The sequence below is a fragment of the Bacillus sp. PK3-037 genome (assembly GCF_054161355.1).
Genome location: NZ_CP096408.1, coordinates 3422317 through 3439263 on the forward strand (window position 1 = coordinate 3422317; position 16947 = coordinate 3439263).

The 16947-nt window shown below is 45.4% G+C and carries 13 protein-coding genes; 3 read left to right on the forward strand and 10 right to left on the reverse strand.

Translation table 11 applies throughout. From position 1 onward, the window contains the following. Positions 1-341: 341 nt before the first annotated feature. A complete protein-coding gene (gene opuE, locus M1D69_RS17625; RefSeq protein WP_458105348.1) occupies positions 342-1820 on the forward strand; it encodes a proline transporter OpuE in 1479 nt (492 codons plus the stop codon). Between the two features lie 105 nt (positions 1821-1925). Then, positions 1926-2624: an MgtC/SapB family protein gene (locus tag M1D69_RS17630; RefSeq protein WP_081638247.1), complete on the forward strand. Its 699-nt coding sequence runs from the start codon at positions 1926-1928 to the stop codon at positions 2622-2624. Positions 2625-2664: 40 nt separating this feature from the next. Here the strand turns inward: M1D69_RS17630 and M1D69_RS17635 are convergent, their stop codons facing one another. The 7 genes from M1D69_RS17635 to pcrB form a co-directional block, all read right to left on the reverse strand. Continuing rightward, the gene (locus M1D69_RS17635; RefSeq protein ID WP_458105347.1) at positions 2665-3666 is read right to left on the reverse strand and encodes a phosphotransferase enzyme family protein; all 1002 of its coding nucleotides are present in this window, start codon (positions 3664-3666) and stop codon (positions 2665-2667) included. A 438-nt stretch (positions 3667-4104) separates the two neighbouring features. Continuing rightward, complete coding sequence (locus M1D69_RS17640) at positions 4105-4365, reverse strand: hypothetical protein (RefSeq protein ID WP_458105346.1); 261 nt, start codon at positions 4363-4365, stop codon at positions 4105-4107. A gap of 114 nt (positions 4366-4479) precedes the next feature. Beyond that, positions 4480-5673: an MFS transporter gene (locus tag M1D69_RS17645; RefSeq protein WP_458105345.1), complete on the reverse strand. Its 1194-nt coding sequence runs from the start codon at positions 5671-5673 to the stop codon at positions 4480-4482. Between the two features lie 124 nt (positions 5674-5797). Next, entirely contained in the window at positions 5798-6988 is a 1191-nt protein-coding gene (locus tag M1D69_RS17650; RefSeq protein ID WP_458105344.1) for a CamS family sex pheromone protein, read from the reverse strand. 15 nt (positions 6989-7003) lie between these two features. Then, positions 7004-9010: an NAD-dependent DNA ligase LigA gene (gene ligA, locus M1D69_RS17655; RefSeq protein WP_458105343.1), complete on the reverse strand. Its 2007-nt coding sequence runs from the start codon at positions 9008-9010 to the stop codon at positions 7004-7006. Positions 9011-9033: 23 nt separating this feature from the next. Then, entirely contained in the window at positions 9034-11253 is a 2220-nt protein-coding gene (pcrA, locus tag M1D69_RS17660) for a DNA helicase PcrA (protein ID WP_326196880.1), read from the reverse strand. Between the two features lie 59 nt (positions 11254-11312). Next, positions 11313-11999: a heptaprenylglyceryl phosphate synthase gene (pcrB, locus tag M1D69_RS17665; RefSeq protein ID WP_458105342.1), complete on the reverse strand. Its 687-nt coding sequence runs from the start codon at positions 11997-11999 to the stop codon at positions 11313-11315. 237 nt (positions 12000-12236) lie between these two features. Between pcrB and M1D69_RS17670 the strand changes: the two genes are divergently transcribed. Then, on the forward strand, positions 12237-13808 hold the full coding sequence (locus M1D69_RS17670) for an FMN-binding glutamate synthase family protein (RefSeq protein ID WP_458105341.1): 1572 nt from the start codon (positions 12237-12239) through the stop codon (positions 13806-13808). Between the two features lie 32 nt (positions 13809-13840). On the opposite strand, the gene M1D69_RS17675 is transcribed toward M1D69_RS17670, so the two are convergent. The 3 genes from M1D69_RS17675 to M1D69_RS17685 are packed head-to-tail and all read right to left on the reverse strand — an operon-like array spanning position 13841 to position 16925. Beyond that, a complete protein-coding gene (locus M1D69_RS17675) occupies positions 13841-14158 on the reverse strand; it encodes a YerC/YecD family TrpR-related protein (RefSeq protein WP_458105340.1) in 318 nt (105 codons plus the stop codon). Positions 14159-14160: 2 nt separating this feature from the next. Further along, positions 14161-15156, reverse strand: coding sequence for a DUF3048 domain-containing protein (locus tag M1D69_RS17680; RefSeq protein WP_458105339.1), 996 nt, complete (start codon positions 15154-15156; stop codon positions 14161-14163). A gap of 26 nt (positions 15157-15182) precedes the next feature. Continuing rightward, positions 15183-16925: an adenine deaminase C-terminal domain-containing protein gene (locus tag M1D69_RS17685; RefSeq protein ID WP_458105338.1), complete on the reverse strand. Its 1743-nt coding sequence runs from the start codon at positions 16923-16925 to the stop codon at positions 15183-15185. Positions 16926-16947: the final 22 nt, after the last annotated feature.

Consider the following 16947-nt stretch of genomic DNA (forward strand, 5'->3'; position numbering starts at 1 on the left):
AACAAAACGCCTTGGGACGGGCCTGTGTTTTCGAGACAATACCCTATATATTTTATACTAAAATGAGGCGAAGGAGAAACGAAATATTTTTCTGAATATTTTTACTTTAATTATTTTTTGAAAGCGTTTTATTCTTTATTCCCTTCTAGGTTTGCAGCGGTATTTCCCGCTGACCGTCTATGTTTCATCGCTTGAATGAGTGGGAATACTTTGTTAGGTTAAGTTACCAAGTGCACCTGCAAAAGAATGTCTTTTGTGTCGCACTTGCGCCAGGCTGCTTAACTGGCACCATCAATTTGAGAGGTGATGCAAAATTATTAGAATTGAAGAGAGGGTAAAACGTGAGTATTGAAATTATTATTTCTTTAGGAATTTACTTTATTGCCATGCTGTTAATCGGCTGGTATGCATTTAAGAAAACCACTGATATCAACGATTACATGCTTGGAGGAAGAGGTCTCGGGCCGTTTGTTACTGCTTTGTCTGCCGGAGCGGCGGATATGAGTGGATGGATGCTGATGGGTGTTCCCGGCGCGATGTTCGCGACAGGGCTGTCAACCTTATGGCTTGCTTTAGGTCTTACAATCGGGGCGTACTCAAACTACTTGCTGCTGGCTCCAAGGCTGCGTGCTTATACGGAAGCGGCGGATGACGCGATTACGATTCCTGATTTTTTTGACAAACGATTCCAGCATTCTTCATCACTGCTGAAAATCGTATCTGCTTTGGTTATCATGATCTTTTTCACATTGTATACCTCTTCCGGTATGGTATCTGGCGGACGGCTGTTTGAATCTGCTTTTGGCGCGGATTACAAATTAGGCTTGCTTCTGACTACCGCTGTTGTCGTATTATACACACTGTTTGGCGGTTTCCTTGCTGTCAGTCTGACTGACTTCGTGCAGGGTGCGATCATGTTTGCAGCACTAGTGCTTGTGCCGATCGTTGCTTTTACCCACGTGGGCGGCGTTGCTCCGACTTTCCATGAAATCGGCGCTGTTAACCCACATTTATTGGATATCTTTAAAGGCGCGAGCGTCATTAGCATTATTTCCTATTTAGCCTGGGGCTTGGGCTACTACGGCCAGCCTCATATTATCGTCCGATTTATGGCCATTAAAAACATTAAAGATTTAAAGCCTGCGCGCCGAATCGGCATGAGCTGGATGATCATTTCGGTTCTCGGTTCTGTCTTGACAGGTTTGGTCGGTGTTGCTTATGCCCATAAATTTGGAGTTGCTGTAAAAGATCCAGAGATGATATTCATTATCTTCTCTAAAATCTTGTTTCACCCTTTAATTACAGGATTCTTATTGTCAGCAATTTTAGCTGCAATCATGAGTTCTATCTCCTCGCAGCTCTTAGTAACAGCAAGTGCTGTGACAGAGGATTTATACCGGACGTTTTTCAGACGAAAAGCTTCCGATAAAGAATTGGTCATGATCGGGCGTCTGTCCGTGTTAGTGATCGCCGTTATTGCGGTTCTTTTATCATTGAATCCGAGCAGCACCATTCTTGATTTGGTCGGATACGCTTGGGCCGGCTTCGGTTCAGCTTTCGGGCCTGCGATTCTGCTCAGCCTGTATTGGAAGCGGATGAACGAATGGGGCGCGCTCGCTGCGATGGTTGTCGGGGCTGCGACCGTGTTGATCTGGATTACAACCGGCCTGGCAAAATCAACCGGCGTGTACGAAATCATCCCTGGGTTTATCCTCAGTATGATTGCCGGCATCATCGTCAGCATGATTACAAAGCGTCCAGCAAAAGCCTCTTACCGATTATTTGGTGTTATGGAAAAGCTGTTAAAACGCAAAAAGTAAACAATAAGCCATCAAGCACCGCTTGGTGGCTTTTGTGCTCTTGTTTTGCGATAAATACTGTGAGAAAATCATATTTATTTAAAAACACCTTAGAGAAGGGGGAATTTGCTGTTGAGCTGGTATATTGATCCTGATATTTTATTAAAACTGGGCATTGCCACGTTGATTGGTATGGTCATCGGGCTTGAGCGCGAATTAAAAAATAAGCCGCTCGGATTAAAAACCTGTATCGTTATCGCCGTCAGCTCATGCATGCTGACGATCGTCAGTATTAATGCGGCATATCATTTCCCTAAATACTACCGCATCATGATGGACCCGCTGCGTCTGCCGGCGCAAATCATCTCCGGCGTCGGGTTTATCGGCGCAGGTGTCATTTTGCGGAAAAGCAACGACGTCATTTCCGGCTTAACCACATCGGCTATGATTTGGGGTGCGGCAGGGCTCGGGCTTGCTACCGGAGCGGGATTTTACAAAGAAGCTTTTGCCAGCCTTCTGTTCATCCTGATCAGCGTTGAATTTCTTCCTTGGGCGGTCAGAAAAATCGGTCCTGACCGTCTGCAGGAAAAAGACATCCGCATCAGAATGTCACTTTCCGATAAAGACAAAATGACAGAGATCTTAAAAGAAATGAAAAGAAGAAACATTAAGACACACTCCGTCCGAATCGATGACCTTCATGAAAAAGAATTTCCGATCATGGAAGTCAAGGTCCGTGTTCATAAAAACAGATATACGACCGATGTCTACTATGATATAAAAGACATTGAAGGTGTCGTCGGCGTGAAGTGCGATACATTATAAAAAGCCAATGGGGCATTATATCCCATTGGCTTTTTTCGTTCTAGACGAGCTTAGAAAAATCAAATTCTGTGATCGGCGTGCGGTTTTCTATATCCCTTCTGAAACCGGCCAGCATTTCTTTTTCTTCTGCGCCTATTGAATTAAGATCAAACATTTGATGCAGCAGTCCGTATATCAGCATGTGACGCAGGCGGAGAAAATCAGGTATTCTTTTCAGCCACGAAGCATCAAGATCATTTTCCTCTCTGTATCCGTTCATAAAGTGCGTCATAAATTCCTCTGTAAACACAGCTTTATTTTCATATGGAACGACCGGATACCATAACACATTATAGAGGAGAATGCTGATATCATTGACAAACCAATTGTAGCCGATGTCATCAAAATCAAATGTTGTGATTTTCCCTTGGTCCCAGTTAAAATTGCCATGGTGGAGGTCTGCATGAACCAAGCCGTAGCTGTCCCTGCTTTTTGGTAATTGGCGCAGTTCATTCATTAGCTCATCCGCCTGCTGAAACACCTGAGTCTGGTCTTCCGGCACGTATTTTCTAAGCATCAGCTGCTCTTCTTCATCCCACTCCTGTCTTTTAAAAGCAGGATTGTTGAGCTTGTAGCTTTTTGTCAAGCTGTGCATTTTCCCTGTGTATCTGCCAAGCTCAAAAAATAGGGTTTCATTCCAGTCGGATTCGTCCACTTTGTGCCCCGGCGCTTTTTCATATACTCTGAGTAAAAACGCTCCGCCATTTCCATCTGGCACTTCCTCAACATCTTTTCCATTTAGGGACGGGATCGGTTTGGCTACTGAAAGTCCCCCTTCAGCAAGGTGATGGAGCCACTCCATTTCCCCCATAATGTAATTAGGCGACCTGCGAATCGTGTGTGTAATCTTTAAAATATAAGATTCGTTGTCTTTGGCAAACTCATACACATAGTTTTCCGCATCTGCTAAGAATTGCACCTGCTCTCTTGTAAATCCATATATAACGGCAGCTTCTGCCAGAACTTTTTCTTCATCGAATATGGCTTTAATATCTTTATGCATGCTGATTCTCCCTCTTCATATATTTAGATAACTCTCTTATCGTGTGTTTTTTTGTAAAATTCAAATCATTAACATACCATCCCTTCTTTTCCATCCTTACTTCCACTTTGACAGCGAGAAGTGAATTTCCTCCTCAATCAAAGAAATTGCTGTCAATTCCTACATGATCGAAGTGGAGAAATGCCCGCAAGTATTTTTTGCTGTTCTGTTTCCGGCCCGCTTTCTTCTGCTTCGGCTCCTATATGTTCCTTCACTAATAAAGCTCGCAAATGCTCCGGCCGGTTTGTATCTAAGGTCACTAAATATGGAGAATGCAGGGATTGCTCAGTATGCAGCACTTCCAAATGAGCATTTGTGTTTTCAATGAAAGCTTGCGGCAATACATCACTTGCAGCCGTAATTTTCCGTTACATCCGGCGCAGGCTGCCGAGAAGATACTCATTCGATATGCCCGCTTCGATCCTCTAGATCATACACAGAGATGTGATAAACCCGATCCACTTCTTCTTCAAAACGATGCGCAGCCAAAAACTCAGAAAAGGCCCGATTTCTGCCTGAATCCTTAAACTCCAAGGATAGCGTCGCAAGCTGCTTTTCCCGTGCATATGAAGCCAGCCCTGACAGTACTTTATGTTCAATACCTTTGCCTAATGCGCCGCAGCTGAGCAAAAATGTATCGATCTTAAATGAGTCTTCCATATTAAAAATTCTCTCTTGTGGAAGAAAGAGGAAACATTGAAAGTGACCGTCCAAAATCCCAAGAGTATTTGCTTAAAAACCATTTAAACACACAAAATATTTATAATATATTGTCTATATTTGTTCTTTTTTTAGTTTTAATGATAGAAGAGCTGAAACAGTAAAAATGATAAAATTCAAGAAAAAGACATATTGCACACCAAGCCAATCAGTTAGACTGCTCATAATCAAGATTGAAGCACCGTATACAAATGTGCTGATTGTATGCTGAGCAGACAGGATTTTCGGCAGCAGTATTTCGTTTATGTTCTCCTGCACATAAGTTCTGATCGCAATCCCCCTGAGTTGAAATGAGGGTCCCAGAATAAAGACAAGAAGCAGGGATGCCAGCGCAAACTTGTTTAGCGCAAGACATAATGTAGAAGCGCCGATAGCAAGTGATGTCCATAAAATCATTGAGAACAGCTTTCCGTTGATGCTTTTCGAAAATTTCCATACGATTAAACCGCCTGTAATGGTACCTGCGAAATAGCTGGCATTAATAAATCCCCACCATGTTTCGTTTTTATGAAGCACTTCATCGACATATACAAGAATGATAGCCCCCGTCCAAATGCTTCTGCCGAACATGGATAAAAGCTCAAGAACAGTCAGCATTCTGATAACAGGCATTTGATAAATCGCTTTCCAGCCAGCTGAAATTTTATCAATAAAAGATTCGTTTTTTTCCTGTTCGTCATCTCCTTTACCCGCATCCTTAACAAAAAATAAAGACACTGTTGAAGTGCCATAAAGCACAAAAGTCAGCATTAATAGCAATTGGGGCCCGAGCCATTTGATCAAAATACCGCCGAGCAGCCAACCGAGCAAGAGCACGATCTGATCAGAGGTCAGCACAAGACTGTTTGCTTTCAATAGCATGGGTTTTGGAACAAACCGGGGAATCATAGAATTTCTGACCGGGATGGTTCCTCCATCTAACAGCGACATGAAAAATACGATCAAGAAAAAGATTACAATAGATTTAAAATCTATAATAAATATGAGGAGCAGCAAAGATAAAAGTATGGTTTGCGTCAGCTGTAAAAAGATCAAAATCTGCTTGAGCCTGTATTTATTGATAAAAATAGGTATAAATACTGCGCTTAATGATTGGCCGACAAATTGCATCATGGCCACAAGCGATGCCAAAAAAGCCGAGTCTGTGACTTGATAGGTAAACAGGGTCAGCACCAGCACATATAGAGAATCTCCTAAATTGGCAATCGACTGCCCCGCCCATATGAAATAAAAGGATTTATTTTTCATATTTTCAATCCTTTTCTATTTTTAGAACATCATAACATAAACGCGCACCCTATCCAACGATCCCCACATTCAATATAAACGCAAATAACCCCAGCGCCGCTGCGGCGCAAGGGGTTAACTTATTTTAGTCATAAATGTGAACAGTCGGCTCTTTATCGCCAGCATTGCGGAGAATGACCGCTTCCTGTCCGTCTGAGGATGTAATATCCACTTCGAGATCTAGTGAGCTCTTTGAATAGTAGTCCATGACTTCACCCGTTAAGAACTGGGTAAACGCGACGACTTCACTCTTTCCGTAGAATTGCATCGGAATTTCAATTTTCATTTTCTTCATTTCATCGTTTTCATACAGGGCCGTTCCGACAACACCTGTGTAGTTCGGGAAGTAGTTGTCAATTGAGTTTTTGAACCGTTTAAAGACTTCAGTATCATCAGGATATTTCTCTGCAGTGCTCGTATCGGCCGGATAGAAGACGTATTTTTCATTTACATCGTCCCAGTTTGAGATATCAGAGGAGCCTGCTTTGACTTCTGTTTTGGCGATAAAATTGCCGGGAACGATTGATGTTTTGGACGCCTGTTTGTAAAGCGCAATCGTAATCGGCACATTCTTCAGGTTGTCTTTTTTGCGAAGGCGGTTAATGACCTCCTGCGCGATTTTTTCTCCCTGTTTACGAAGTGTGCTGTTGTCAATCTCCACCTCTTTTTGAGGGTCGCCTGTTTTTTCACGGTAGTAATACACTGAATTTAACGCCAAGCCGATCATAACGCCGCCAAGCTGGATGGAATTCTTGTCTTTTCTGACTAAGTAATCATGTTCCAGCATAGAAGCTAAATAAACCGGACTGCTTTCGTTTTTCTCTTCAGTTGAACCGGAGCTAGGGAGGGCTGGGTTCAGACCCTCGTTTTTAAAGTTTTTATCTTCTTTTTGGGCTTTTTTCAGATCAGAGCCTGTTTTTTTCCGAGCCAGCCAGCTTAATACTGTATCTTCATCTAAGTATTGTCCTTCTTGGAACAGATAATCGTCTGTCGAGAAAGAGTCCTGGGCAAGGCGCATCAGTCCCGTTTCAAACTCATCAATATCAAGTCTTGTATTCAGCTGTTCCGTTGTCAGGCCGCGTGCTTTCCCCGCCTTAAACGGAAGCACCATTTTGTAATAGGAGTCAGAGATATTGTATTTCGGGATAATCGCTTTTTCTGACGATTTCGCCGTTTTTTGCGTAATCTCTTCTTCCTTCTTCCCCCCAAAACCTGACGAACAGGCGGACAGCATTAACACTGCCGCCGTTGCCGCCATTACCAACGTCTTTTTCAATAGAAAACACTCCTCTTATTTCTTTAGCTCTCCCATTAACTGTTCTTCATTCCACACTTCAATGTTCAGCTCTTGCGCTTTTGTCAGCTTGCTTCCCGCTGCTTCTCCGGCGATGACCAAGTCTGTGTTTTTGCTGACGCTGCCAGTCAGCTTGCCGCCGAGCGCTTCGATTTGCGCTTTGGCATCGTTTCGTGACAGTTGTTCCAGCTTTCCTGTCAGAACAATTGTTTTACCCGCAAAGTAAGAATCGCTGTCCTCTACTTTAACTTTTTTCGGGCCTTTGTAGAGTGTGTTTACGCCCAGCTCCTGAAGTTCATCAAGGAGTTCAAGCATTTCTTCTTTATGGAAATAGGTGATGACTGCGTCAGCCATTTTTTCACCGATTTCATCTATTGCGAGAAGCTCCTCTATGGTGGCTTTTTTCAGATTATCCAGGCTTTCAAAGTGCATGGCGAGCGTCTTTGCAGCCTTCGAGCCGATAAAGCGGATGCCGAGGCCGAATAACAGGCGCTCTAATGAATTTTCCTTTGATTTCTGTATAGAGCTGATCAGGTTTTCAGTTGATTTTTCGCCCATGCGTTCGAGCTGAATCACCTGTTCCTTCGTCAGCTTATACAGATCTGCCACATTTCGGACGAGATTCTCCTGAAACAGCTGTGTGATGACTCGTTCGCCAAGCCCGTCAATGTTCATGGCATTGCGGGAGACAAAATGAATCAGCCCTTCTCTGATTTGTGCAGGGCATTCAGGATTGATGCAGCGAAGCGCCACTTCTCCTTCAATGCGGACGAGTTCACTGCCGCATTCAGGGCATTCTGTCGGCATGCTGAATTCCTTTTCTTCCCCTGTACGCTGTTCAACGAGAACGTTCACGACTTCAGGAATGATATCTCCCGCTTTTTTGACGACTACCTTATCCAAAATCCGGATATCCTTCTCTCTAATTAAATCTTCGTTATGAAGGGATGCTCTTGAGACCGTTGTACCAGCTACTTTTACCGGCTCAAGAATCGCGGTAGGCGTAATCACACCCGTTCTTCCGACATTTAATTCGATATCGAGAAGCTTTGTCACGACTTCTTCTGCAGGAAACTTATACGCGATGGCCCAGCGCGGGCTTTTCGCCGTAAAACCAAGCTCCTCCTGCTGATCAAGGGAATCCACTTTGATGACGATGCCGTCAATTTCATACGGGAGATCGTCGCGTTTCGCCTGAAGCTCATCGATCAGCGCAATGACTTCTTCTATGCTGCCGCATTTTTTCCGTTCCTGGTTCGTTTTAAAGCCGATGTCGTCGAGAAAATCAAGTCCTTGGCTTTGTGTCTCCACACCCATTTCGTCAAGCTCCGCTATACTGTAGACGAAGATATCGAGGTTTCGTTTCGCCGCAATTTTCGGATCAAGCTGTCTAAGTGATCCTGCCGCAGCATTTCGCGGATTAGCGAACGGTTCTTCTTCATTTTTAATTCGTTCTTCATTGAGCGCTTCAAACGAACGCTTCGGCATATACGCCTCGCCGCGCACTTCAATCGAAAGGCTGCGTTTCATTTTGAGCGGAATAGTGCGGATCGTCTTCAGATTTTCCGTAATATCCTCTCCCGTTGTCCCGTCGCCTCTTGTCGCGCCTCTGACAAAATAGCCGTCTTCATAACGGAGAGAAACAGCAAGACCGTCTATCTTCAGCTCCACATTATACGCCACATCATCACCCACGGCCTGGCGCACACGGCGGTCAAAGTCGCGGAGATCGTCAGCATTAAACGCGTTGCCCAGACTGAGCATCGGTGTGCCGTGAGTGACTTTTTGAAACGCTTCAAGCACAGCGCCGCCGACACGCTGCGTAGGAGAATCAGGCGTTCTGAGGTCTGGATGGTCCTCCTCAATCGCAATCAGCTCCTGCATCAATCTGTCGTATTCGGCATCCGGGACGCTCGGTTCATCTAAGGTGTAATATTCATAGCTATACTTGTTGATGGTACGGCGCAGTTCTTCTGCCCGCTGCTTCGCTGTTTCTTTGTCCATCTGCTTCTTCCTTTCCTCTTCAATTACTGCTTTTCTATTGGCGCGAATGCCGCTAATAAGCGTTTCACACCGATCGGGCTCGGGAAGGCAATATCGAGTTCGGTCCCTTCTCCTTCGCCTTTCACGCTGACAACGGTTCCTGTGCCCCATTTTTTATGCCCGGCTTTATCTCCGACAGCCCAGTTTAGGGTATCGCCGCCTGTTTTGCTTGCGTAGGACACCGGACGGGAAACAGGGCCGCGTCTCGGCTGCATTTTTCTCGCAGACGGCGCTCTCGTTTCTTTTTTCTCATTTAGGTTTTCCAATAAATCATCTGGAATTTCACCGATAAAGCGTGATTCCGGGTTCATGTTTGTTCTGCCAAACAACGTGCGCATTTTTGCGTTGGTCAGATAAAGCTCCTGCTCCGCTCTTGTAATGCCCACGTAAGCGAGACGGCGTTCTTCTTCCATCTCTGCTTCTTCCATCAGTGAACGGCTGTGCGGGAAGACGCCTTCCTCAAGTCCCATAAGGAAAACAACCGGGAATTCCAGTCCTTTTGCGGCGTGCAGCGTCATCAGCGTGATCGCATCCGTGCCGCCGGATTCTTCCTCTTTCTGGTCGAGCTGGTCGATATCAGCGATCAGTGCCAAATCTGTCAGGAACGCAACGAGTGTTTTGTCTTCGCTTTTCTGTTCAAAGTTTTTCGTTACAGACAGGAACTCGTCGATGTTTTCTAAACGGCTTTGAGCTTCAATTGATTTTTCAGCCTTCAGCATTTCTCTGTATTCGGTTTTATCGAGAATTTCTTCGGTCAGCTCGGTAATTGATAAATAGTCCTGCATGTTTGTCAGGTTCTCAATCATCTGTCTGAAGCTGTCGAGCGCGTTGGCTGCCTTGGCGCTGACGCCAATGAAATCAACCTGCTGAATCGCTTGGAATAGTGACAAGCCGTTCATCGCTGCATATGAAGCGATTTTTTCAAGCGATGTGGCGCCGACCCCGCGTTTCGGCACATTGACAATACGCGTGAAGCTGATGTCATCATCCGGATTGGATACGAGACGCAGATACGCAAGGATGTCTTTGATTTCTTTTCTGTCATAGAACTTTGTGCCGCCGACAATGTTATAGTTCAGGCCCGCTTTGAGAAGCGTTTCCTCAATCACACGGGACTGGGCGTTTGTCCGGTACAAGATGGCGATATCCGACAGCTTCCGTTTGCCGGAGTGATGAAGCTCATAAATTTTCCCGGCAACAAATTGTCCTTCTCCGAATTCATTGTCTCCGCGGTAATAGGAAATTTTAATTCCTTCATCGTTTTCCGTCCATAGATTTTTCGGCTTTCGGTTTGTGTTGTTTTGGATCACTTCGTTGGCCGCGCGCAAAATCCGTTTTGTTGAACGGTAGTTTTGTTCAAGCAAAATGACGCTGGCATTCGGATAATCCTTTTCAAAGGAAAGAATGTTGGCAATGTCCGCCCCGCGCCATCTGTAGATGGACTGGTCGGAGTCACCGACAACACAAAGGTTTTGGAAACGCTCCGCCAGCTGCTTCACGAGCATGTATTGCGCTCTGTTCGTATCCTGATACTCATCGACGTGGATGTATTGGAATTTGCGCTGATAAAACTCAAGCACTTCCGGAATACGGTCAAATAGTTTAATGGTCGTCATAATTAAGTCGTCGAAATCAAGCGACTGGTTTTTCAGCAGTTTTTTCTGATAATCAGTGTATACATCGCTGACGACCTGATCATAGTAGCCGCCGGCAACCTTAGAAAATTCCTCAGGTTCGGTTAATTCATTTTTCGCACTGCTGATCGTGCCGAGGATGCTCCTCGGATCAAATTTTTTCGGATCGAGGTTGCGTTCCTTCAAAATTCCCTTGATGACTGAAAGCTGGTCAGCCGTATCAAGGATTGAGAAATTGCGGTTGATCCCGATGCGGTCGATATCTCGGCGCAAAATCCGCACACACATGCTGTGGAACGTGGAAATCCAGATATCATCCGCTCCGGGCCCGAGAATGCTCTCCACACGTTCTTTCATTTCTCTGGCCGCTTTATTTGTAAATGTGATCGCCAGAATGTTCCACGGCGCCACATGCTTTTCCGCCATTAAGTAAGCGATTCTGTGCGTCAGGACACGCGTCTTTCCGCTCCCCGCTCCCGCCATCAGCAGCAAAGGCCCGTCCGTTGTTTTGACAGCTTCCTGCTGAACGGGGTTTAATCCGCTTAATAGTTGATTGCTAATGTAATTCAAAATTCGTCACCCGCCTATACAAACATATGTTCTATCATAAACCAAATCCGTACATTTCGCTACTCGCCTTTGACAGCTGCTACTGTCTTCAGCGCTTCATCAAAATCCTCATACACAGCGTTGCCCACCACAATGACATCCGCGTGCTCGGCATACTGTTTCGCCGTCTCCGCATCTTTGATGCCGCCTCCGTAAAACAAGGTGGACGTTTCCAATACAGCCTTCGTTTTCTTCACGGCTTCTATGTCCCCAAGAGCGCCGCTGTATTCCAGATAAAAAATCGGAAGCCGCAGCAGCTCAGACACGCGCGCATAGGCGATGATATCGTCATGATTCAGATTGGTGTCCGCCTCCGTTAAAGCCGCGGCTTTGCAATCAGGATTTACGATACAGTAGCCTTCCGCCACGATTTCTTCCATCGACATCAGTTCTCCATATTCCTTCATGGCTTTCTGATGCATGCCGACAATCCAATCCGGATTTTTGCTGTTTAATACACTCGGAATAAAATATAAGTCAAAGCCAGGGACAATCGCTTCAATCGCTGACACCTCAAGGACACACGGCACCAAAAACCGTCTCACCTGAGACAGCATCCGCAGGACATTATCCTCCGTTACACCGTCGCTTCCTCCGATAATAACCGCATCAGTCCCTGACTCACAAAGAATCTCCAGCTGTTCATCAGGCAAATCTTTATTTGGATCGAGTTTAAAGACATGCTTCCACTCTGTTACATCGTACACGTCATCCGTTCCTCCATTCGTTTCTTACCATTTAAACATTATAACAAATTCACATAGCGCGGAAAAACGGAAAAAGCCGTCATTCTCGTTATTCACTGAAAAAGGTGTTTTGATTCTATTTCTGCAGAAAAAAAGCGGCTGTTCCGCTCTCTTTTTATAGAAAAACACAGTACTATTTTCTATTGTTTGGAAACTCCCCAACAGTGGAAATAGTTACATAAAAAGGGAGGCTAACAGATGGAATACATCATTATTGCACTTATTGCATTTATCATCGGGATCATCGTTATCCCCATCGCATTGTTTGTCTGGATCTACATAAAGGACGAAAAACAGCAGGAGCATTCGATCCTCCGCAATTATCCTGTCATCGGAAGGTTTTGCTATATTTTTGAAAAAATCGGACCGGAGCTGAGGCAGTATTTATTCAGCAATGACAATGAGGAACAGCCATTTTCACGAAAAGAATATGAGCAAACAGTCATATCAGGAAAATACAAAAGCAGAATGATGGGGTTCGGATCGGTAAGAGATTTTGATCAACCGGGCTATTATATCCGAAACGCCCTTTTCCCAAAGCAAAAAGAAGAATTGCGTGTGGGCCAGTCTCCGAAAATCGAAACCCACATCTATAAAATCGATTCGGACAATCTGTTCAGACGCAGCGAACATGCCGAACGTATCAAGGCTGATCCTTATTTTCTCCATCCTGATGATGTTCAAGTCATCGGCGGGAGTACATGCGAAAAGCCTTTTTATGCGAAGGGATTAGTCGGTCAATCCGCCATGAGCTACGGTTCACTTGGAGAGCGCGCCATTACGGCGCTGTCAAAAGGCCTGCACCAGGCGGGCGGCACTTGGATGAATACCGGTGAAGGCGGATTGTCTGAGTATCACTTAAAGGGAGGGGCTGATATCATCTGCCAAATCGGCCCCGGTCTATTTGGCGTACGCAATAGAAAAGGGGAATTTTCGTGGGAGGAATTTAAAAAGAAAAGCCGGCTAGATCAAATTAAAGCGTTTGAGCTGAAGCTCGCACAAGGAGCCAAAACCCGCGGCGGACATGTGGATGGCGCTAAAGTATCAGAAGAGGTGGCAGACATCCGGAATGTCGAACCCGGAAAGTCTATCGACAGCCCAAACCGCTTTCATGAATTTTCAAGCGCGCCTGAAATGCTGGATTTTATTGAAAAGCTGCGGGACGTCGGTCAAAAACCGGTCGGCATTAAAATTGTTGCAGGCCAGCCTGATGACTTGCATGAGCTTTTTTCTTATATGCAGAAAAGCGGAAAACATCCTGATTTTATTACGGTAGACGGTAGTGAAGGCGGTACCGGCGCTTCCTTCTATGAGCTTGCCGACACAGTCGGCCTCCCGATTATGACGGCGCTCCCTATCGTTGATACGCTGCTCAGACAATACGGCTTGCGTGACCGTATGAAACTTTTTGCTTCCGGAAAGCTGCTGACCCCTGACAAAATCGCGGTCGCTTTAGCTCTGGGCGCTGATTTTGTCAACATTGCACGCGGCATGATGTTTTCAGTCGGATGCATCCGCGCCCTCGTATGCCACACCAACACATGCCCGGCAGGCGTTGCGACAACAGATCCGAAGCTGCAAAAAGCGTTAAGCGTTGAGGAAAAACAGCACCGTGTCTGCAACTACGTCATTTCGCTGCGTGAGGGGCTGTTTAATCTGGCCGCAGCAGCCGGGATCGATTCGCCGGTTCACTTTTCCAAGGAGCATGTTGTCTACCGAAAAGAGGATGGCAGCACAGTTGATATCGACAATCTGATTAAGGTTTCATAAAAAAACCGCCCCTTGCCAGACGGCAGGGCGGTTTATTCTTTGGAAGAAGACTCTGTTTCAGTCTCCTTCACACGGTCAAGCGCCATTTCATATGCGTCATTTCCATAATTTAAGCATCGTTTCACTCGGGAAATGGTCGCTGTAGAAGCGCCTGTTTCTGTTTCAATTTTATGATACGTGTTTCCTTCGCGAAGCATACGCGCCACTTCAAGGCGCTGAGCCAGCGATTGAATTTCGTTAATTGTGCAAAGATCATCGAAGAACCGGTAACATTCCTCCAGGTCTTTCAGCGATAAGATCGAGTTAAATAACTGGTCCAGTTCTTTGCCGCGTAATTTATCGATTTGCATCGTTACACACCTTCTCCTTTACTAATGGAAGCCGCATCGAGATCAGGCACGATATTTATCCATGTCTTTCCTGGCACAAACGGCAGCCATTTGCCGTCTTTCACCGGCACAATTCTTCCGTTTACATTTTTCCAGTCTGCTTCAATGACGTTTCCGTGCTGAAACAGCAGACCTTTACCCCCTGATTCTATGTCGATGTCACGCCTTCCATCTTGGTCAATAGTATGATGGCTGGCTTCAACAATGAAAATATTTTGCATTGCAACCGGCTTTCCGGTCTCCCGGTCTGTCGTCATGACACCATCAGAGCTTCTCGTATAAGCTTCAGTTTTTTTATCATAGTTGTATTCGACAAGATTTGTAACGTTTTTTGTTCCATAATCTACCCGAACATTATAAAATTCATTTACAGGTTTTGCATCTGATGTTTGAAACAGCATTGGATCTGTTTCCTGCTTCAGCTCATATCCCTTTTGTTCCGCCGCCTTTTTTATGTACTGATAAGACGTGAAAGAATTGTGGGGCGGTTCGCTGAAATCAGCTCTCCAAAATAAGCTTCCGTCAAAATCCAATCCGTTCATATAATCGGCAGCTCCGGATTCCAGCTGCTCCTTGGCGCCGGGACTCCAGCCGTGATGGACAAATATGCTGTCAAAACCGTTGTTGAGAGTGACGAAATATTCCCGCGCGCTCCGCACAGGTCCGACAGTTTCAGGCATCTGGCTTTGAAAAATGGCCAGAAACCTTGTAATTTGACCTTCGGCAAGCGCTTCTATGACAATGTCGGCTTTAGACAGTCCTGATTGCGGCCGCGCCTTCGGGTGATTGTTCACCATGACAGCAACAGGCCTGCGTTCAGTCACCTTCTGCTCAGTCTCCAGTCCCGTCAAAGGAGCTTTCAGCTTCTTTGTATGATCAGGGACAGCGTCCTTCTGCTGGCAGGATACTAGCAGGAAAAACGCGAAACACAGTACGCAAACTGTCATCCATTTTTTCATATGTCGGCTCCCCGCTCTTTTATATTTTAACGCATTATCGATGGAAAGAGTACAGTTTTTTTCATCACGTCGAAGATTCCCCTTGGCGTAATGCGTATATACGGGAGGTGCGTGCTTTGCAAAAAGAGCAGCGTATAAACCGGATCACTATACTCATAGCCTCTTTCAGTCAAAAGATCTCTCAGCTTCTGTTCCTGTTCCAGCACGATGTCATACGATTCCGAAGAAGCGCATCCGCACAGTGAAAGCGGAATTTCGTGAAGGATTTTTCCGTTTTCCGCAAGCACAATTCCCCCGCCGATTTCTTTCATGCGGGAGAAAGCAAGCAGCATATCCGCTTTGTTTTTTCCGATCGCGACAATATCCCCCGTCGTCGTAAAGGAGCTCACAAACCCCTGCACACTAGACGCAAATCCTTTTATCATCGTATTAACGCGCCATTTCCCATGTCTGTCAAGCATCGTTAAATAACTTTCATCATGGTCAAATGAAAGCTGTTCGACCGAGTTGTCGATCTCAATCATATACGGCTCCATAATCACCGCATTCCGCATTTTTACGCCCATCGGCATGGAAAACTGCAAATCATCCATCGTCATATCATATGAAAGCTCAAGCGGGACAAGACCGCCTTTGTTCCAGTTCGTATGTGGAAACGCATTCATATCACGGCCGTCTTCACGCAGAATTTTGCCTTTTGACAGAACGGTTACCGGATTCGGCTGCAACGGGTCCTCAAGGATATTCAGTGATGCAAGTCTTCCCGGCCCGACAACGCCTAAATAATCATCCATTTGGTAATACTTTGCGATGTTAAAGGATGCCATATTGTACGCATCGATTGCCGGGACCCCTTCTTCCAGCGCAATTCGGATGAGCTCGTTTGTCATGCCGCCTTTATAGAAATTAGGCGTAGCGCCGTCTGTTGTGTAAAAAAAGTGGTCGTAGTAGCGGAAGCCCTTTTCATGAAGCTCCTGCAATATGTTTCTTAAATCAGGGCGAATAGACGAATTGCGAAGTGATACATAATAGCCCAGTTCCAGCCTTCTCATCACTTCATCACCTGTCATGGCTTCATGATCACAATCCGCTCCGAACAGCTTCATTTTTGTAAGCGTTTTATCTGAAGCTCCGGGAAAATGCCCTTCTATGCGTTTCCGCTGTTTTTTTGTGGCCTGCATGCAGTGAAGCATTAAATCATCGCCATCTACAAGACGCGGCCAGCCGGTCATTTCTCCGCCTTGAATGACATCCGGGTGTTCAATCCACTGCTTTCTGACGTCAAACGGAAGAACGTGATCCTCGTTCAGCACCTCGGTCTGCAGGTCATACCGTGACCACCAAAAATACTGAACCGGAAGCTTTTTGAGTTCGTTCAAAATAGTAAGCGCTTTCTTTTTTCCGCTTTGCAAAAGCAAAAATAAGTTATCATTTACGAATGTCGTTGTACCGTACTGAGACACATATTCCGCCAGCGTTTGGGGATTATATATTTGAAAAGGATGTGCGTGCGGTTCAATATAGCCAGGCACAATGTATTTTCCTTCACAATCAATCGTATGAATTTCTTCGGTTCTATCCGGAAGTTCATGACCGACATAAACAATACGGTCCTGATAAATCCAAATGTTTTTTTTCAGCCATTGTTTTACATATGGATTTAAGACGAGAGCATTCCGTAAAAGGAGCGTTGGAAGCAGCTTAGAGTCTACAACATCAACCTGTGCCCTGATGTCTTTGTTTTTCCAGTTAAAGGTGCGTTCGGACATTCACATACTCTCCTTTACATGT